Here is an 18,423-nt window from a genome sequence, read left to right as displayed (position 1 = left end):
AATAAACTTGTAGATAACTGTTGAACAAATAGTTATCTTGTTTTATTACATAACTCATAAGGAGAAGAATTCGCACTTTTTAACTAATCTGAAAATAATCAATTTATACAGCGCCAAAATAAAGAGTTCGGAGGATATCTCCGAACTCTTTAAGGCCTATGAAGCACGCTTATTTGCCAATTCTACTTGTTTAGTAGATTTGGATTTGATTCGAGCAATAATAAATATAATCGCTACTGCTGCTAAGGTGAAAGAAACAATCAGAAGAGCAGTTTTCTGAACAGTAGATTGATCGTCTGACTGTCCTTCTATCGACTTTTTACTTTCACCTATACTGTTGGTTGCTGTTACTTTATAAGAATAAGTGACGCCGCTTTTTAGCTTAGCACTATTATCGATATAGTTTGGATCAGATAGATCTGTAGCAATTGGTTGGTAGTCGCTGCTTATACCTAGGATATTTTTTTCTTTTCGATAGACCGTATAGGATTCTGCTCCAAATGTAGGATTCCATGTGAGTGAAACAGAATCATTATTTTTCCTGTTTGCCAACACCCAGTCTGGCTTTTTTGGAGCTTTCGTTAATTCTGTATAAAACGAATAGATTCCAATCTGATTTTCAGTTACTCCTGATAGTGAGGAAACTTTCCAGTAATAACGGGTACCGTTATCAAGGTTCCTTACATCTGCAGTTGGTATAGAGACGGTCTGATCAAAAACTATATTTTTTAAACTTGGATCTGTCGCCACCTGAACGTGATAACTGTCGGCCTCGGATACTGTTTCCCAGTTTAATGCGACCTTAGAAGGGTTCAATCCAGTTGCGCCACTAACAGGAGAGACAGTAAGTGCTGAAGCTGGCACTACATTGATTACCCTTGAAGCATGGGTGGAAAGCTTGGCAGTGAAGCCCTTTGTCTTACTTCCTAAATCTTGATGACGCCATAAATCACGCACGAATGCAGACCCCTCAATCCCCATATCTGCCCATTTAACACTAACATCAAGTGTAGACGAGCCCGTATTAAATAGGGCTATATTAAAGGAACCGTCAGGAAGACTCTGGTAAAACACCTGAGCGTCATTCTTTTTATATAGACGCTTCCCGGCCACACCACTTTGATTGACACCTATAATCTCATCATTGGTTAGTAAACTGACCCCGAAATCATCCAGCTTTGTCAGGTCATTACCAATAACAAACTGAGAAGCAGCAATCGCCCAGAGAGAAACATAAGAAATTTTCTCATCGTTTGTTAAACCATCCTTGCGGCCATTTGCCACATTCAGTGAATCTAAATCATTCCAGCCGCCAGGACCAGCATGCCGCTGCCACTCTGCGACATCATCGAATCTTCTCGTTATTTTTTTCCAAGAAGCAAGGTAGGGGGTCCCGTAAGCCTCGACATCATGGTCGGTGCGCCAGCCATTGGATAATTGTTTCCAGGTAGAGATATGTTTTATATCGAGGTTATTAGACAACTCCACATGTATGGGTCTGCCTGTTTTCTCGAGCGCCTTTGCCCATGCCTCGACATCAGCTATATCTTGATTTCTAACACCATCAATTTTTAGATAATCGACCCCATAGGATGCAAACAGCCTTGCCCATGAATCAATAAACTCCTGTCCACCAGGTTTCGCTAAATCGATGGCATACATTTCTTCATAATTAAAGTTTTTCTTTTGCCCTTTGCTAAAGTCAACGATATCTTTCGCATGATATGGTGTGCCTTCAATAGGTGTGTTTTGATCCACCGCTGCTTTTGGAATGCCCAAAGTTACATAGTGGCCGAACTTCAATCCCTTATTATGAATATAGTCACCAAGTGCTTTCATTCCGTTAGGGAACTTCTTTGGGTCAACGGCCCACCTGCCGTATTCATCAACGGTTTCCCGCCAATCCAACATATAATAATCATCAAGATTTACATATTCATATCCGTGTGACTTAAATTTTGCCGCCATGACATCAGCAGCCGCTTTAATCTTTTCCTCAGTGGGCTTTTTACGAATCGAACTCCAGCTGCTCCAACCCATAAAAGGGCGCTCTGCCAAATCATTATACGAAGAAGCTTCTGCTTTGTTTGGAGTTAAAACAGAGGTTGAAAAAATACCAGTCAGCCCAATTGAGAAGGAAACAAAAGTTGTAATTATTTTTTTAAGCATAAAATCCTCCCCAAAATAGATGTCTATAAGTACTATATTAATATAGAAAACTCTAAATTTTAATGAACAATATGTTCCAACATTGAATTTCTCTTTAATAAACAACTTGGATATATTCAAAACAAAAAGACTTAACCCCATGGTTAAGTCTTTTAAATCCATTTGAATTTGCTGCATTTTTTTAAGAACTTTTTCCTTTCACTTTTATTTTATATCTATTCAATCGTAAAGGATTATCCTTTTAATCCTTCATTTCGATTATTTTTCTAGTATGAAATTGTCTTTTCCTTTGTGGAAAAACGGCTTTACCCTCCCTTCATAATAAAAATGGGTTGGTTCCGATCACCTGGACCGATAAAATCTAATGCGGCAGGAGAGAATACCATAACTTTTCTTTTAACGCCCTCAAAAAGCATTCGGATAGGATCTATAACTTCAGTATTGAGAAAGACATGGCCTCCAAAGAATATCCTCTTTTTGGCCCTCCTTCGGAAGACAATGAAATTCTCCTTTTTAACGGTTTGAGCAATGACACTTGGTTTCGGCTTCTCAATAAGTGTCAATGGGACTGTTTCTGTTTGTAAAACTTCTTCTTCAAGCGAAGCGACCATTCCAATTTCACGTTTATTTAAAATTAAGACGAATTCATATCCTCCTGCTGTTTTCTTTTGCACAACAGCCACTTCATCTGTAATTAACGTGACAATATCATCGGATTCATTCGTGTGTGAGGCTTTAGAGATTTCTTTTTTCTTGATGACTCGGAAAAATGCTTTTGCTCCAATTTCTTCATCAGAGAAGTCAAAAGGTTTTATACTCTGTGTGGGCACAAGGTATAAACTATTAACCTTCTCTTTACGATTTAATTGGATACATAAAGCAACGTCTTCGTTCACCACCCTTCCCTCATTGTTCGAGAGCGTAGGGACATTCATTTTCATTCCTGGAAATTGAACGAAGATGTAGCTAAAGTTTTTCTTAGGCTGTACATCCAGAAGTCTCATAAACTCACAACCTTTCCGATTAGTTACAAGGGTATTTACCTTGTTAATGTATAAATTCCACATCATTTCCTTCGTACCTGTTTGAGTATGAAGAGTTTTCATCGTCACTTTCTTATGAAATGTGATGTATCCACCCTATAATTGAGTATTTATGAGCAATTGCCCTATCGAAAAACAAAGAATCAAAAGTATTTGTCGTTATTTCAGTTACTTAATAATCTGAGAATTTAGCATAATAATCCATGAAAGATGATGGGGAAATCCATTGTGATTGATGAAAGGGTGGGTTATTCTAAGCATATTCCTTTATGAAGGAGGAGGTATGATGAAAAATAAACCTATCTTTAAAGAGCATTTTGTTCTACATAAATGGAGTTATTTGCAAGGCACCACCCTTTTAACCTTCTCCCTTGTTTTGCAATTAATTGTTCCTGTTTTATTAAAAAAGTTCACAGATGGGCTCCAAAATGAATCCATTCACACTTCTGATTTATGGGAGTTATCTCTATGGTTTGTGATTGTTGGACTCGGTGCTTTCCTATTTCGCTCGAGTGGCCGCATTTATATATTCAAGATGTCTAGAATCTTAGAGCGGGATTTACGGAGTTCATTGTTTTCCCATTGGGAGAGGCTGCAGGCTGAATACTATCAAAACCAGCGAATTGGGAATTTGATGGCTCATGCCGTAAACGATGTGAATATCATGAGGCAGATTGTGATGCAGGGATATTTCCAGATGGTCGAAGCAGCCGTACTTATTTCGATATCTGTTTTTATGATGGCTAGTACGATAAATCTTTATTTAACGTTACTGGTCCTTTTGCCTTTACCAGGTTTAACGTACGTCGCCTATCGTTTCCGGTCAAAGATTCAAACGCATTCCTTAAAAGTACAAGAAGCGATCGGGACATTGACAAGCCGAGTTCAAGAATTTTGTTCTGGTATAAGTGTTATAAAAACTTATATACAAGAGCAAGAAGAACGTAAGAAGTTCACAAACGATAATCAGGCAAATGTCGAGGTTAATAAACAGTTAATCCGTGCAAATTCGCTTTTCACCTCTTTAAGTCAGGGTATTGTCGGTCTAAGTTATTTAATTTCCATCGTATTTGGCTCTATTTTAGTAATGAAAAGTGCCATTTCTCTTGGTGACTTTGTTGCTTTTAATACCTATTTATCTTTGTTGATTGCTCCGATTGAAAACATAGGGAAGGTCATCAATCTCCTGCAGCAGGGGAAAGCTGCAGACAATCGAATTCGTCATGTTTTATCAACGGAACCTACAATTCAAGATGAAGAATGGATGACTCCTATTACCTCGATTCAAGGTACTATTATGATTCGGAATTTATCGTTTCAGTATCAAAGGAGTAAAGAGAGTGCATTAAAAAATATTACCGTTTCGATTCCAAAAGGAACTAGTTTAGCCATTGTCGGAAAAGTAGGAAGCGGAAAATCAACTTTAGTCAATTTACTCTTACGTTTATACAATCCTCCTAAAAATTCAATTTTTATCGATGACCATGATATCCGAGATGTTCCCTTAAAAATCCTTCGATCTTCGGTTGCATACGTGCCACAAGACAATTTCTTATTTTCATCATCTATAAAAGAAAACATTGCCTTTGACCCAAATCCATATCAAAATGAACAGGTATTTCATGCAGCAAGGCAAGCACATGTTTATCAAGATATTATGGAACTTCCAGAGAAATTTGAGACAGAATTGGGCGAAAGAGGATTATCTTTATCAGGTGGACAACGACAACGTGTGAGTATCGCAAGAGCATTGATAAAACCTTCTCCTATCATCATATTTGATGACAGCCTATCGGCAGTAGATTCTAAAACAGAAACCAATATTTTAAACACACTAAGAACTGAAATGAAAAGTCGAACTTCCATCATTATCAGCCACCGAATTTCTACGATACAAGAAGCAGATCAAATTATTGTATTAGATAAAGGGGAGATTGTCGAAAGGGGAACACATCACTCTCTTTTAAAACAGAATGGAATGTACAAAAAAATGTTTACGCAGCAAACAACAGAGTTTTTGAGTCCATCACTTAATGGAAGAAAGATCCTCATCAAAAAAGGAGGAGATCATGATTCGACGAACTGAAAAAGGAAGCCATTCTCAAATGGGTGACCGCCAATTATTAAAAGGAATGATGATGTTCGCGAAACCCTATCGAAAGCTCCTATTCTTTTCATTGCTGCTGACAGGATTTATTGTCATTGCCAGTTTAGCGCAGCCATTTATCATTAAAGTGGCCATCGACACTTACATCAGGCTGAATGATTATCAAGGGATGATGTACTTAGGCAGCATCTATTTCTTACTAATCATGGTCTCTTCTATTTGTACCTATTTCCAAAATAACACCCTGCAATATACGGGGCAGTATGTAATATATGATTTCAGGCAAGCCCTTTTTAAGCACTTTTCTATCATGCAGATGGATTTCTTTAGGCAAAACCCGATTGGAAGGTTAGTGACAAGGATTACCCATGATGTTGAATCTCTGAACCAGCTCTATTCTCAAGTAATTGTTAATTTAGTAAAAGAAGTATTAATCCTGATTGGAATTATTGCCCTTATGTTATATATGAGTGTAAAACTGACCCTGATCTGTTTTTTAGTCATACCTGTCATAGCCGTCGTCACTTTTTATTTTAAAAGGGTATTACGTGATACACAGAGGAAGCTGAGGAGCATTCTTTCATCATTACTTTCCTATTTAGCTGAAAATCTCTCAGGTATGAGTGTCATTCAACTATTTGCCCGTGAAGGAAAACAACTGGAACGCTTTAATGAATTAAATGAGGAGCATTATCGTGCTGGGATGCGTCAAACGGTAATCAATTCTATCTTTAATCCTTCTATCGGCTTATTTGGAAATATTTCGCTTGCGCTATTAGTTTGGTATGGGGGGAGAAGTGTAGTAGATGGAACGATTACTTTCGGTACTGTGTATGCGTTTACACATTATGTCAGGCAGTTTTTTGAACCGCTTAGAGGATTAGCAGACAGATTCAACCAAATACAAGCAGCACTAGCATCGGCTGAACGGATCTTTGAAACGTTAGAAACCAAGCCAACAATCATTAACCCTGTGCACCCTAAGGAACTGCCAGAAAAAGTGAAGGGTAACATTGTTTTTCAACATGTATGGTTTGCTTACAAGAATGAAGAATGGGTATTAAAGGATGTCCATTTTAGGATCAACCATGGGGAAACAGTAGGTGTGGTTGGTGCAACCGGTGCCGGCAAAAGTTCAATCATACAACTGATAAACAGATTTTATGATCATCAAAAGGGAACCATCAGCCTTGATGGTATCAACATAAAAGATGTTCATTTAAACGACCTTAGAAGGCACATCGGAATTATACAACAAGATGCATTTGTCTTTTCAGGGACTGTCTTTGATAACATTCGTTTGAATCATAACCATGTTAGTAATGAAGAAATTATAAAAGCGGCAAAGGCTGTAAATATGGATACTTTTTTTAGCAAGCTGCCTCAAGGATATGACACCATGCTGGGAGAGGAAGGTACCGTACTGTCGGCGGGACAAAAACAGCTGCTCTCCTTTCTAAGGGCCATGATTGCGGATAATGATGTACTCATACTTGATGAAGCGACAGCCAATATTGATACAGAAACAGAACAAGCGGTTCAAGAAGCCTTAAGAGAAATATCCAAGAATCGAACTACCATTATCATTGCACATCGGCTATCCACCATACAGCATGCAGATAAAATTATTGTCTTAGATAAGGGTAGAATTGTAGAAATGGGAAATCATCAACAGCTGCTAAACAACCAATTGGTCTACTATCAATTATGCCAAAATCGGAATAAAGGGAAGCAGGTAAAAGTTAAAAATTAAGATGAAATGGTATTGGATGGTCTTGAATCAAAACCATCCTTTTTCTATTGGTCTAATGTCTTTTGTTCATCACTGAATTGAGTAGGGGAAACTCCAACTATTTTTTTGAAAATTCGGCTGAAATAGAGTTCATCCTCGTAACCAACATTCTGACTTACTTCTTTGACTCTTATATCAGAATGGGCTAGAAGCTCCTTTGCCCGATCAATCCGTAAATGGGTCAAATATTCAATCGGACTGTAGCCAGTATTCTTTTTGAAAAGTCTGGAGAAGTGACTGTTACTTAAGTCTGCCATCTTAGCCAAATCTGTTAAGGTTATAGCCTGATGATAATGATGACCAATGTAGTCAATCGTTTCCTCAATCACCTGTCTTGTGTCTTTAGAAAACGTTTGAGTATGGAAGTCCTGTATCAAGGTTAGTAATAGTTCTTGAAAGAGAATTTTTTGTCTAAAAGCAATCGTTGAACTTCTGCGTTTAGATAAAGAATTGATTTCATCGAATAAAAGGGCAACTCCAGAGCTGTTTTTAATGGAATACACTCCATGTAATGGAAATGGTATATCCTGAGGCTGTTTGAAATGCCATTGCTCCTTTTTCTCAATAGCACCTGCATGAGTAAACCGTATAAAATAAAACTCTAGTGGATTTGAAGAAGAAGATTTTTTGTCGCATATCATCCCAGGTGTAAAAACGATAAGTTTCCCGGGAGAAAGTTCATTTTTCTTACCATTTATAATGATTTCGCCAGATCCTTTCGTAATAAACCAAAAGGAATGATAAAAGGGCTTTTTCCCTTTTTTAACCCAATTTTGAGGACAAGTTTTGTAACCTGCTAGCAATAAGGAAAAGGTTAACTCATTTAGTTTAGATGTTAGGTTTCCTAGATCCTTACACAATGAGCTTCATCCTTTACTTATCTTCGAATTTAATTTAATCTCTTTTAGTTTCTGATATTGTTCATCTGGCCACCATGCCCCGCAATCATCTGATACCACACAGGCTGCGCATTTCTCAATGTCATAAACCATCATACCGGTAATGGGAGGGGAATAGAGATGGAGTGTTACCAGTCCATATTATTAGAGGCTTTCATTTTATGGACGGCCTTTTTTGGAGCATAAAAATATTGTCCTTTATGGTGGTACTGATGAAACAATTCTTTCGGTAAGCTATCACCTTTAACTTCATAAACAGAATTAAGGGACGTGCCAGAAATCACTTGAATCCAGCCGTGGGAATTGCCATGATCATGAGGAGCACACTCTAACTGAGACCAGTTCATAACAAGGAGCTCGACTTCATCATTTTTGTATAGAAGCTTTCGGTTGTAAGGCTTTCCGTCAGAAGGTACTGGCAATTGTGCAAGATCATCAAGTTTCATATCAATTTGTAACAATGCCTCTTTTAGATCGGCTTTCGATAGGCTTTTTAAAGAATCTAAGGCATTCTTAATCTTAGCTGTCAAAGTCATAAAGATCTCCTCCTATTGCCGTTATTTCTTTAATAAGCGTAACAACATAGGCACAAGCTGACCGTTAACGATAATCACTCCTATAATAATTATGATTCCGCCTCCAATACTTATGAGTAAAACTTTCTCTTGTAAAAGCAGAACTGCCGCAATTAATGTTGCAATGGGCTCCAAATAGAGAAACATGGAAACCTTGGATGCCTCTAGGACCTCAAGTGCTTTTCCCCAATACCAATAGGCAATTCCCGATACAAAGACACCGAGAAATAACAAATGTGCCCACTCTGAATGGTTTAACAATGAAAGGTCTTCCCAGCCTCTATTCCGAATAAGGAAGGGAGTGGTAAGAAACAAGCCTGTTAAACACATATAAAACGTAACCACAAGAGGGGGATAAGGAATTTTTAAACTTTTTAAAAGCACAGAATAAATAGCCCAATTTAACGTGCTCAGAATCATGAGAAGGAAGCCTATATTCATCATAAGCTGAAAGGATTGTCCACTTCTTGACATTGATATAATCAGAACACCCATTATCGCCAATACCATCCCAACTACTTTTGTTAAATTTATCTTTTCATGTAAAAAAAGAATCGAGAGAATGACGGTAAAAACGGGTGAAAATGAAATGAGCCAACCAGCTGCAGAAGCATTTATAGTCAGCAATGCTGTTGCCTGAAGTATTTGATGAATAAAAACTCCTAGTATACCAAGTACGATTAAATGTGGAAGATATTTAATCGAGACTTTTAGTCGATTTCGTTGCAGAAGAAGGAGCAACAGCAAAAATAAAGCTCCAATCCCAAATCGAATCACTAATAATGAATAAGGATCCAGCTTTCCTAGTACAGCTTTTGTGGACACAAATGAAACGCCCCAAAAACTAATTGCCATTAATGCATATAGTGAAGCAGTCAACTTCGAATTAATAATCATGCTGAACAGTCCTTTCAGCAAAAAAGATAGTTATTTCATCTTATGCTTGTCCGTATAGAACATGATTTTTCTTTTTACGGGAAAACTAACAATGTATGGAGATCCTATCATTTATCTAAATAAGAAATATAAAGTGGAAAATCAGGGAGGCTAAGGTATGAGAAGGATAAATCCTGGTTCCGTCAATTCTTACATCCGATATGGAAATTTAAAAATACCAAAGAGCATACAAAGTGAATGCCCTCAATGCCGAAATGTTACCGAATTTATGATTAATGCAAACTTTCAAAGCAGCAAGAATGGAATACTAACGGAGTCAAGCTGCCCAACTTGTAAAAAATCAACCGTATTTATTATGATGACTAAAGATGGTCAGGATGAGCAAAATGAGCATGCAGACACATATATCTATGACATCCAAGCTTCAAAAAATCTCATTAATCATATAGAAAGTCTTCCTACTATTCCAAAAGACCTTATAAGAGCTTACCGATCTGCGATAAATGTATTCGAATCTAGAGAAAATTCAGCTACTGCAGTTATGGCAAAACGTGTCATTGAGAGTATCCTAAAACATTTTCTTAAAGAAAAAAGTAAAGGACAGCCTTTATCCCAGCAGCTTGAAATCCTGCCAAATCATGTTGATTTGGCAAAGCCGATTCAATCTCTTAGCCACCTGCTCGCAACTGATGGTTCCTTACATCGGATGCTGGAACTAGAAACGGAAATGGATTATGAGACAACTGCTTTATTAATGGATTTGCTTGAAAGCCTCATTGAATATCTTTTTGTCTTGCCTGGAAAAATTGAAGTGACACATAATAAAATTATTAAAAAATTTAATTAACAACCGCCTGTGAATCGGAGTGATTCGAAAGACATAATTTATGGGTGTCATCATATTCTCCCACAACATACACTTTCTATAGGATGAAACTTAGACCTATAGGAGGGGATGAAATGCAATCCGAAATGCAAAAAGCGATCGTCCTGGCGGAAAATATTAATGGTTTTATTAAATTTGTTCAAAATCAAAGAAAGACCAACAATTTTAGAATTGAAAACAATAAATTATTGCAAATTAAATATCTGATAGAAGAATATAGGTTTCAAATTGTTGCTGATGAATTAATCAGAATCAACAAGTTTGATTGGGATGAAAAATACACACTTTACTTAGTGGACCAATTTCAAAAAGGAATTACCATCATAGACGAGTATGTCAAAAATAACTACAATGAATTATTTATCATAACCGCTAGATTGTATACCTTAAAAAACCTCTGCAATAGCTTTAGTAAAATAACTTCATAACCATACCATTTCCGCACATTCACTGGTGCGGTTTATTATTTTTTTTAAAGGGTATAACCAAAAGTAAAGAAAATTTTAAAAAATCTGTCCTAAGCGTATGTTTTGATAAAGGAATAAAATTAGGGGAAAATAATATAAGTAAAAACTTGTGACATAAAAGTTATGCAAAAGTATTCAAAAAGGCGGTATTCTATATGTTTAAAAACCTATTCAAGAGTAAAAAGGCAGAGGTTGATACTTCGATTTTACAGCCATTAGAAGGCGAAATTGTCTCACTAGATGTGGTTCCAGATCCAGTATTTTCTCAAAAAATGATTGGCGATGGTTTTGCTGTAAATCCAACAAACGGGACGGTAGTAGCTCCAGTAGATGGGGAAGTAATCAGTGTATTCCCGACCAAACATGCAGTAAGCATAAAGTCTACAGATGGCAGAGAAATTTTGATTCATGTCGGTCTTGAAACTGTATCTCTAAATGGAGAAGGCTTTACTTCGTTTGTAAGTGACGGCCAGCGTGTCCAAAAAGGTCAAAAGCTGCTCGAAGCTGACTTTGAATTAATTAAAGAAAAAGTACCATCCATTATTACACCAGTCATCTTTACAAACTTAGCAGAGGATGAAAAAGTAGTAATTGAAGGACAAGAAGTAAAAATAATTAAATAACCTATCATTCCTGAAAGAGTAAGCTTATTTAGAGCTTGCTCTTTTTTATTTTTAGGAAAATTTGTTTAACTAGATTCAAAAATAAACAAACATATATTATAATAAAACAAAAATAAATAAAAATAATTTCCGATTTAGTAAGGGGATGAAACAAGATGAAAGTAAGTTTATTTGCAACATGTCTTGTGGATATGTTTCAAAGCAATGTTGGAAAAGCAACGGTCGAGCTCCTAGAGAAACTTGGTTGTGAAATTGAATTCCCAGAATCCCAGGTTTGCTGCGGTCAGCCAGCATATAATAGTGGCTATACAAAAGAGTCTAAAGAAGCGATGAAAAGGATGATTGATACCTTTTTAGAGGCGGAATATGTCGTTTCACCATCCGGTTCTTGTGCATTTATGTTTCATGAATATCCTCATGTTTTCAAAGGAGATCCTGTTTGGGAACCGAAAGCAAAGAAATTAGCAGAGAAAACCTACGAACTCACGCAATTTATTGTTGATGTATTAAAGGTTGAAGATGTGGGTGCTAAATTGGAGGGAAATGCAACCTTTCATACCTCCTGTCATATGACAAGACTGCTAGGAGTAAAAGAAGCTCCTATGATTTTATTGAAAAATGTTAAAGGATTAAACTATACCGAGCTCCCTGGAAAAGAACAGTGCTGCGGGTTTGGCGGCACCTTCTCGGTTAAAATGGCACAGATATCAGAGCAAATGGTAGATGAGAAAGTTTGTCATGTAGAGGACATAGGTGCAGATTATCTAATTGGTGCCGACGCCGGCTGTCTGATGAATATTGGCGGCCGGATTGATCGAAAAGGTAAACCGATAAAGGTTATGCATATTGCTGAGGTATTGAATAGTCGATGATAAAAGTATCCAATCTGACCGAAAATCAAGGTGAGAGGGACAGCTCCCATGTGCCCGAAAATCAAGCTGAGAGGGATTTTGGTAAAGTGGGAAGGTCCCATGTGACCGAAAATCATGGAGAAGAGAATTTGGGTAAAGTGGGAAGCTCCCATGTGACCGAAAATCATGGAGAAGAGAATTTGGGTAAAGTGGGAAGCTCCCATGTGACCGAAAATCAAGGTGAAGAGAATTTGGGTAAAGTGGGAAGCTCCCATGTGACCGAAAATCATGGAGAAGAGAATTTGGGTAAAGTGGGAAGGTCCCATGTGACCGAAAATCAAGGTGAAGAGGATTTGGGTAAAGTGGGAAAGTCCCATGTGACCGAAAATCATGGAGAAGAGAATTTGGGTAAAGTGGGAAGCTCCCATGGTGACCGAAAATCAAGGTGAAGAGAGAAGGTCCCATGTGCCCGAAAATCAAGCTGAATAGAAATTAAGGTCAAATAGAGTAGCTCTATCTGACTCAAATAAGATGGGAGGGATACCAAATGGCCATGAAAATAAGCAATGAGCAATTTAAGGACCGTGTCGATAAAGGGATTCATGACGAATTTATGCGCGGGGCCGTTTCCGGTGCTCAAGATGGAATGGGTGTAAAAAGACGCCTTGTGACGGAGGAACTTGGAAACTGGGAAGACTGGCGCTCACATGGAGAAGAAATTCGTCAGCATGTGCTTGAGAACTTAGATTATTATCTTGAACAGTTAAGTGAAAATGTGGCTAAAAGAGGAGGGCATGTATTCTTTGCCCAAACAAAAGAAGAAGCAAATGAGTATATTCGCGGCGTTATAAGGCAGAAAAATGCCAAGAAAATTGTAAAATCGAAATCCATGGTATCGGAGGAAATCAGCTTAAATGCAGCTTTGGAACAAGAAGGCTGTGAGGTGGTTGAAACGGACCTTGGTGAATACATTCTTCAGGTCGATGATCATGATCCTCCATCACATATTGTGGTACCGGCGTTACATAAAAACAAAGAACAAATTCGAGACGTGTTTACAGAAAAACTTGGTTATACAAAAACATCAAAGCCAGAAGAATTAGCCTGGCATGCACGGGAAATGCTGCGAGAAAAATATTTATCCGCCGATATTGGTATTACCGGATGTAACTTTGCGGTGGCAGAAACGGGTTCCTTTAGTTTAGTGACGAACGAAGGAAACGCTGATTTAGTTACAGCATTGCCAAAAACACAGATTACCGTAATGGGGATGGAACGGATAGTCCCTACTTTTGAAGAAATGGAAGTATTGGTTTCCCTTTTAACAAGAAGTGCTGTGGGTCAAAAGTTAACCAGTTATATCACTGTCCTTACAGGACCAAGAGAAGAATTAGATGTGGATGGACCAGAGGAATTCCACCTTGTGATTGTTGATAATGGCCGCTCCAAGATTTTAGGGGGAGAATTTCAATCCGTCTTGCAATGTATTCGCTGTGCGGCATGCGTAAATGTGTGTCCTGTCTATCGTCATGTTGGCGGCCATTCTTACGGTTCTATTTATTCAGGACCTATAGGGGCCGTGCTTTCACCGCTTCTCGGCGGTTACGATGAATTTAAAGAACTGCCGTATGCTTCCACCCTTTGCGGAGCATGTACGGAAGTTTGTCCGGTAAAAATTCCACTGCATAACCTCCTTCATAAACATCGAGAAGTGATCGTTGAGAAGGAAGGAAAGGCACCCATATCAGAAAAACTAGCAATGAAAGCGTTTGGATTGGGGGCAGCGTCACCAACACTATACAAGATTGGGTCCAAGATTGCTCCAACCGCAATGAATCCATTTACGTCTGGAGACAAGATTTCTAAAGGCCCTGGACCATTAAAAGCTTGGACAGAAATCCGTGAGTTTCCTGCACCAAATAAAGAGAGATTCAGAGATTGGTTTAAAAACCGCGAGAAAGGGGGCAAATAACATGACTGGTACTATACAAAATCGCGAGTCATTCTTAAATCAAATTGCCAGCCAGCTTGGCCGTCCCCGGATTTCTTCCAAAATCGAGCGGCCAGCATGGAAATTTAAGCCGCAGGATGAGGTATTAAAAGGAGCAACGCAAGATGAGTTAGTAGAAGTGTTAGCAGAGCAGTGTAAGAGAATCCACACCAGTATTTACACTACTAACCTCAAAGAGTTACCATCCACCCTTCATGAAGTTGTTACCAATTATGGAGGAGGACCAATTGTTACGTGGAAAGATGAAAGGTTCTCACAATGGGGGCTTGACTCTTTACTGAAAACTCAATGGCCAAGCCAAGATTATGATGTGTATGAATGGAATCACACTAATGGATCAGAAAATATTTCAAAAGCAGAAAAGGCAAATGTAGGAATCACGATTAGTGAAATCACATTAGCAGAATCAGGAACCGTTGTATTATTCAGTGATCAGGATAAAGGCAGAACAGTAAGCTTTTTACCAGCGACCTATATCGCTCTGATTCCAATAAGTACGCTAGTACCAAGAATGACACAAGCTGCACAAAAAATGCGGGAAATTCATGAAAAAACAGGACATGTGGCTTCGTGTATCAATTTTATTACTGGTCCAAGTAATTCAGCAGATATTGAATTAAATTTGGTGGTTGGCGTTCATGGACCAGTAAAGGCTTCTTATATCGTGATTAATGATTTATAACTGAAATACAGAGGAGCGATTTTTTTGAAAGTAGGGTTTATTGGGACCGGCTGGTTTGCCAAAACGCATGCGGCTATATTAGCAGGCATAGATGGAGTAGAGGTAACTGCATTTTGTGGTACAAGTATGGAAAAGGCTGAAAAAGAAGCAAGAGACTGGTCGTATGCAAAGGGTTTTACAAATGTTGACGAGATGCTAGATAAACAAAAACTCGATGCTGTTTATATTTGTGTACCACCAATGGCGCATGGCGAGATAGAGTGTGCTTTGATAGATAGGAACATACCCTTTTTTGTAGAAAAGCCACTAGGTATAGATGAACAACCGTTTGAAATTGCAAAGAAAATAGATGAAACAGGTCTCATTACATCGGTTGGTTACCACTGGCGTTATAAAGAAACCACAAAGAAAGCTTTATCCTTACTTGATAACCGCAAAGTGGGGATGGCTCTTGGTTATTGGATGGGAAATATGCCGATGGTTCCTTGGTGGAGAAATGTAAATAAATCAGGGGGACAATTTGTTGAGCAGACTACACATATTGTAGATCTTTTACGTTTCCTGTGCGGTGAGATTACGGAAGTTTATGCTGCTTATGGCAGCACAATCATGCAGGAAAAGGTAGACGGAACCACCGTATCAGATGTGGGCAGTGTCACCATGAAGCTGCAGAATGGCATGGTTGCAACTATATCAAATACCTGTATCCTGAATGATTCCAATAAGGTAGGTTTGGATTTATTTACAGAAGAAGGAATCATCGAGTTGCGAAATGAGCTTTTAAGAGAAATCAAAGGTAAACAAATACAAGAATATAAAGAACAAGGTAATCCATACATTGTAGAAAATAAGATATTTCTGGAAGCAGTTAAAACCGGTAACCCAGAAAAAATATTATCAGACTACAAAGATTCTCTAAAAACGTACCAAGTTACTCTTGCAGCCAATCAATCAGCAATGAGCGGGCAGCCAATAAGATTGGAATTATAATAAAAGAACGAAAGTCGACAAGTCTATTTGCTTGTCGACTTTTTATATAGGCAGGTGTTGATTTTTTTCACAAAAACCTGATGAAGGACAAAACTCATTGGGAACGCTCCAGATTTGTCTCGCATCAACCTTATGAAGGACAAATCTCACTCAGAACTATCCAGAATTGACCTTCATTGACCTTTTATACAGTTGTACTAGAAATCAACAATCCAAATTCAAAAGCTTTTATATAAAAAAATCAAAAAAATAAAAAGATTTATATGTTTTCTATTCAAAAACAAACAAACATATAATATAATAAAGCAGAAGATAACAAACACAACTACAAACAAACGGGGGAACTGATAATGGTAAGGAATCTATGGGAAAGTGAAAAAGCTTCACAAGTAGCAAAAGGGGTAGAAGAATTAGTGTATCGTTCCAATTTGATTGGAACCGATCGTGCCGTATGTAACTGGGGTGGCGGCAATACTTCCATGAAGACAACGGAAAAAGATTTCCGTGGACGTAATATTGAGGTTATGTGGGTTAAGGGAAGCGGCTCTGATTTAGCAACGATGAAGGCTCAAAACTTTACGGGTCTTAATTTAGAGGATATTCGTCCATTATTCGAACGTGATGAAATGACAGATGAAGATATGGTGGCATATCTTTCACATTGTATGATTGACAGCAAGCATCCTAGAGCTTCTATCGAAACATTATTACATGCTTTCTTACCATTCAAACATGTTGACCATACACACCCAGACGCCATTATCAGCCTTTGCTGTGCAGACAACGGAAAACAGATTGCAGAAGAGATTTTTGGAAATCGTTTTGTTTGGGTACCATATGTACGCCCTGGCTTCACACTTTCAAAAATGATCGCAGAAGGTGTTAGAAACAATCCAAATGCAGAACTTGTATTAATGGAAAAACACGGACTTGTGACTTGGGGAGAAACTTCCGAAGAGTCCTATGCAAAAACAATTGAAATTATCAATGAAGCGGAAAGCTTTATCAATGCAAAATCAAATGAAGAAACTGCTTTTGGCGGTCAAAAATATCAATCTCTTACCGATGAAGAAGCAACTAGTATTCTAGCAAAGGTTATGCCAATTATCCGTGGTGCGGTTAGTGAAGAAAAGAAAATGCTTCTAACTTACGATCGTGGTGAAGATGTACTTCAGTTTGTTAACAGCTTTCAAGCACCAGAGCTTTCACAAATCGGTGCAGCCTGTCCCGACCACTTAGTTCATACAAAAATGGTTCCACTCTACATCAATTGGGACCCGCAAACTAAAGATGTGGAAAGCTTAATCGCCAGCATTAAAGAAGGAGTTGCCAACTTCAAAGAAGGATACAAAGCTTACTTTGAACGCAACAAAAACGAAGGCGACAAAATGTTTGAACCAGCTCCACGTGTAATCCTGATCCCAGGATTAGGTATGGTTAACACCGGTAAGGATGTAAATAACTCTCGTGTAAGTGGTGCTTTATATCACCGTGCAATTGCAGTTATGAAAAGTGCTACAACTCTAGGAAACTTTGTTTCACTAAGTGAAAACGAATCTTATAATGTAGAATACTGGCCATTGGAATTATACAAATTGACTCTTGCTCCTGCTGAAGCTGAATTTTCTCGTAAAGTAGCATTCATCACTGGCGGCGCAGGCGGTATCGGCAGTGCAACGGCTCGTCGTTTAGTATCTGAAGGTGCTCATGTGGTGCTTGCCGATTTAAATCTTGAAGGTGCAGAAAAAGTAGCAGGAGAAATTAACGAGCAATACGGTGCTGATCGTGCCCTTGCGGTTAAGATGGATGTTACAAGTGAAGAGCAAGTACAAGCAGCGTTTGATCAAACAGCCCTTACTTTTGGCGGAGTAGACATTATCGTTAACAACGCGGGTCTTGCTACATCTAGTCCATTCGACGAAACTACTCTTAAAGAGTGGAACTTAAACATGAATGTATTAGGTACTGGCTATTTCTTAGTTGCACGTGAAGCATTCAAGCAAATGAAAGGCCAAGGAATCGGCGGTAACATGGTATTTATCGGATCTAAAAACTCTGTGTACGCTGGTAAAAATGCTGCAGCATACAGCTCTGTTAAAGCACTTGAAACACACTTAGCAAGATGTATCGCAGCAGAAGGCGGCGAGTTTGGAATTCGTGTTAACTCTGTTCTGCCAGATGCAGTCCTTCAAGGTTCAGCCATTTGGGGATCAAGCTGGCGTGAGGAACGTGCGGCAGCGTACGGAATCCACCCAGATCAATTAGAAGAACACTATCGTAAACGAACGACATTACTAGTAAATATCTATCCAGCAGACATTGCTGAATCCATCGCATTCTTTGCTTCATCAAAATCTGATCGAACAACAGGATGTATGTTAACGGTTGATGGCGGGGTTCCAGCTGCGTTTACAAGATAAGAAATTTTAGT

General features: G+C 38.4%; 16 protein-coding genes. 11 read left to right on the top strand and 5 right to left on the bottom strand.

Annotation, left to right across the window (positions count from 1 at the left end; all coding sequences use genetic code 11):
- Positions 1–156: 156 nt before the first annotated feature.
- Both ACN6MT_RS22580 and ACN6MT_RS22575 read right to left on the bottom strand, forming a co-directional pair.
- Positions 157–2,169 (bottom strand): alpha-galactosidase, encoded by a 2,013-nt coding sequence (locus ACN6MT_RS22580; RefSeq protein WP_419888148.1) that lies wholly within the window; start codon positions 2,167–2,169, stop codon positions 157–159.
- A 305-nt stretch (positions 2,170–2,474) separates the two neighbouring features.
- A complete protein-coding gene (locus ACN6MT_RS22575) occupies positions 2,475–3,275 on the bottom strand; it encodes a hypothetical protein (RefSeq protein WP_419888147.1) in 801 nt (266 codons plus the stop codon).
- Between the two features lie 220 nt (positions 3,276–3,495).
- On the opposite strand from ACN6MT_RS22575, the gene ACN6MT_RS22570 reads away from it, so the two are divergent.
- A complete protein-coding gene (locus tag ACN6MT_RS22570) occupies positions 3,496–5,298 on the top strand; it encodes an ABC transporter ATP-binding protein (protein WP_419888146.1) in 1,803 nt (600 codons plus the stop codon).
- On the top strand, positions 5,282–7,072 hold the full coding sequence (locus tag ACN6MT_RS22565; RefSeq protein WP_419888145.1) for an ABC transporter ATP-binding protein: 1,791 nt from the start codon (positions 5,282–5,284) through the stop codon (positions 7,070–7,072). The genes ACN6MT_RS22570 and ACN6MT_RS22565 overlap by 17 nt, the downstream gene beginning before the upstream one ends.
- A 44-nt stretch (positions 7,073–7,116) precedes the next feature.
- On the opposite strand, the gene ACN6MT_RS22560 is transcribed toward ACN6MT_RS22565, so the two are convergent.
- The 3 genes from ACN6MT_RS22560 to ACN6MT_RS22550 form a co-directional block, all read right to left on the bottom strand.
- The gene (locus ACN6MT_RS22560) at positions 7,117–7,971 is read right to left on the bottom strand and encodes an AraC family transcriptional regulator (protein WP_419888144.1); all 855 of its coding nucleotides are present in this window, start codon (positions 7,969–7,971) and stop codon (positions 7,117–7,119) included.
- A gap of 167 nt (positions 7,972–8,138) precedes the next feature.
- Complete coding sequence (locus ACN6MT_RS22555; protein WP_419888143.1) at positions 8,139–8,546, bottom strand: hypothetical protein; 408 nt, start codon at positions 8,544–8,546, stop codon at positions 8,139–8,141.
- A gap of 21 nt (positions 8,547–8,567) precedes the next feature.
- On the bottom strand, positions 8,568–9,482 hold the full coding sequence (locus ACN6MT_RS22550) for a DMT family transporter (protein ID WP_419888142.1): 915 nt from the start codon (positions 9,480–9,482) through the stop codon (positions 8,568–8,570).
- Between the two features lie 157 nt (positions 9,483–9,639).
- Here ACN6MT_RS22550 and ACN6MT_RS22545 point away from each other — a divergent pair, with 157 nt between their 5' ends.
- The 9 genes from ACN6MT_RS22545 to ACN6MT_RS22505 all read left to right on the top strand — a co-directional run bounded on the left by ACN6MT_RS22545 (position 9,640) and on the right by ACN6MT_RS22505 (position 18,412).
- Positions 9,640–10,329: a hypothetical protein gene (locus ACN6MT_RS22545; RefSeq protein ID WP_419888141.1), complete on the top strand. Its 690-nt coding sequence runs from the start codon at positions 9,640–9,642 to the stop codon at positions 10,327–10,329.
- Between the two features lie 113 nt (positions 10,330–10,442).
- Positions 10,443–10,796, top strand: a complete 354-nt coding sequence (locus ACN6MT_RS22540) for a hypothetical protein (protein ID WP_419888140.1) — start codon at positions 10,443–10,445, stop codon at positions 10,794–10,796.
- A 194-nt stretch (positions 10,797–10,990) separates the two neighbouring features.
- On the top strand, positions 10,991–11,458 hold the full coding sequence (locus tag ACN6MT_RS22535; RefSeq protein ID WP_419888139.1) for a PTS sugar transporter subunit IIA: 468 nt from the start codon (positions 10,991–10,993) through the stop codon (positions 11,456–11,458).
- A gap of 155 nt (positions 11,459–11,613) precedes the next feature.
- The gene (locus ACN6MT_RS22530; protein WP_419888138.1) at positions 11,614–12,330 is read left to right on the top strand and encodes a (Fe-S)-binding protein; all 717 of its coding nucleotides are present in this window, start codon (positions 11,614–11,616) and stop codon (positions 12,328–12,330) included.
- Positions 12,331–12,431: 101 nt separating this feature from the next.
- Positions 12,432–12,758: a hypothetical protein gene (locus ACN6MT_RS22525; protein WP_419888137.1), complete on the top strand. Its 327-nt coding sequence runs from the start codon at positions 12,432–12,434 to the stop codon at positions 12,756–12,758.
- A 98-nt stretch (positions 12,759–12,856) separates the two neighbouring features.
- Positions 12,857–14,281, top strand: coding sequence for a LutB/LldF family L-lactate oxidation iron-sulfur protein (locus ACN6MT_RS22520; protein WP_419888136.1), 1,425 nt, complete (start codon positions 12,857–12,859; stop codon positions 14,279–14,281).
- A 1-nt stretch (position 14,282) separates the two neighbouring features.
- On the top strand, positions 14,283–15,002 hold the full coding sequence (locus ACN6MT_RS22515; protein WP_419888135.1) for a LutC/YkgG family protein: 720 nt from the start codon (positions 14,283–14,285) through the stop codon (positions 15,000–15,002).
- Between the two features lie 24 nt (positions 15,003–15,026).
- Positions 15,027–15,992 (top strand): Gfo/Idh/MocA family protein, encoded by a 966-nt coding sequence (locus ACN6MT_RS22510; protein WP_419888134.1) that lies wholly within the window; start codon positions 15,027–15,029, stop codon positions 15,990–15,992.
- Between the two features lie 350 nt (positions 15,993–16,342).
- On the top strand, positions 16,343–18,412 hold the full coding sequence (locus tag ACN6MT_RS22505; protein WP_419888133.1) for a bifunctional aldolase/short-chain dehydrogenase: 2,070 nt from the start codon (positions 16,343–16,345) through the stop codon (positions 18,410–18,412).
- Positions 18,413–18,423 lie beyond the last annotated feature (11 nt).

The organism is Neobacillus niacini (assembly GCF_048572935.1).
In the GTDB taxonomy this organism is placed as follows: Bacteria; Bacillota; Bacilli; order Bacillales; family Cytobacillaceae; genus Neobacillus; species Neobacillus niacini.
The sequence above is the reverse complement of the archived record's forward strand: the minus strand, read 5'-3'. Positions and strand labels throughout refer to the sequence as shown.

Excerpts from the sequence above, each read along its gene's own strand:
- ACN6MT_RS22580 (WP_419888148.1), bottom strand. The coding sequence starts at position 2,169 with ATGCTTAAAAAAATAATTACAACTTTTGTTTCCTTCTCAATTGGGCTG.
- ACN6MT_RS22575 (WP_419888147.1), bottom strand. The coding sequence starts at position 3,275 with ATGAAAACTCTTCATACTCAAACAGGTACGAAGGAAATGATGTGGAAT.
- ACN6MT_RS22570 (WP_419888146.1), top strand. The coding sequence starts at position 3,496 with ATGATGAAAAATAAACCTATCTTTAAAGAGCATTTTGTTCTACATAAA.
- ACN6MT_RS22565 (WP_419888145.1), top strand. The coding sequence starts at position 5,282 with ATGATTCGACGAACTGAAAAAGGAAGCCATTCTCAAATGGGTGACCGC.
- ACN6MT_RS22555 (WP_419888143.1), bottom strand. The coding sequence starts at position 8,546 with ATGACTTTGACAGCTAAGATTAAGAATGCCTTAGATTCTTTAAAAAGC.
- ACN6MT_RS22550 (WP_419888142.1), bottom strand. The coding sequence starts at position 9,482 with ATGATTATTAATTCGAAGTTGACTGCTTCACTATATGCATTAATGGCA.
- ACN6MT_RS22545 (WP_419888141.1), top strand. The coding sequence starts at position 9,640 with ATGAGAAGGATAAATCCTGGTTCCGTCAATTCTTACATCCGATATGGA.
- ACN6MT_RS22540 (WP_419888140.1), top strand. The coding sequence starts at position 10,443 with ATGCAATCCGAAATGCAAAAAGCGATCGTCCTGGCGGAAAATATTAAT.
- ACN6MT_RS22535 (WP_419888139.1), top strand. The coding sequence starts at position 10,991 with ATGTTTAAAAACCTATTCAAGAGTAAAAAGGCAGAGGTTGATACTTCG.
- ACN6MT_RS22530 (WP_419888138.1), top strand. The coding sequence starts at position 11,614 with ATGAAAGTAAGTTTATTTGCAACATGTCTTGTGGATATGTTTCAAAGC.
- ACN6MT_RS22520 (WP_419888136.1), top strand. The coding sequence starts at position 12,857 with ATGGCCATGAAAATAAGCAATGAGCAATTTAAGGACCGTGTCGATAAA.
- ACN6MT_RS22515 (WP_419888135.1), top strand. The coding sequence starts at position 14,283 with ATGACTGGTACTATACAAAATCGCGAGTCATTCTTAAATCAAATTGCC.
- ACN6MT_RS22505 (WP_419888133.1), top strand. The coding sequence starts at position 16,343 with ATGGTAAGGAATCTATGGGAAAGTGAAAAAGCTTCACAAGTAGCAAAA.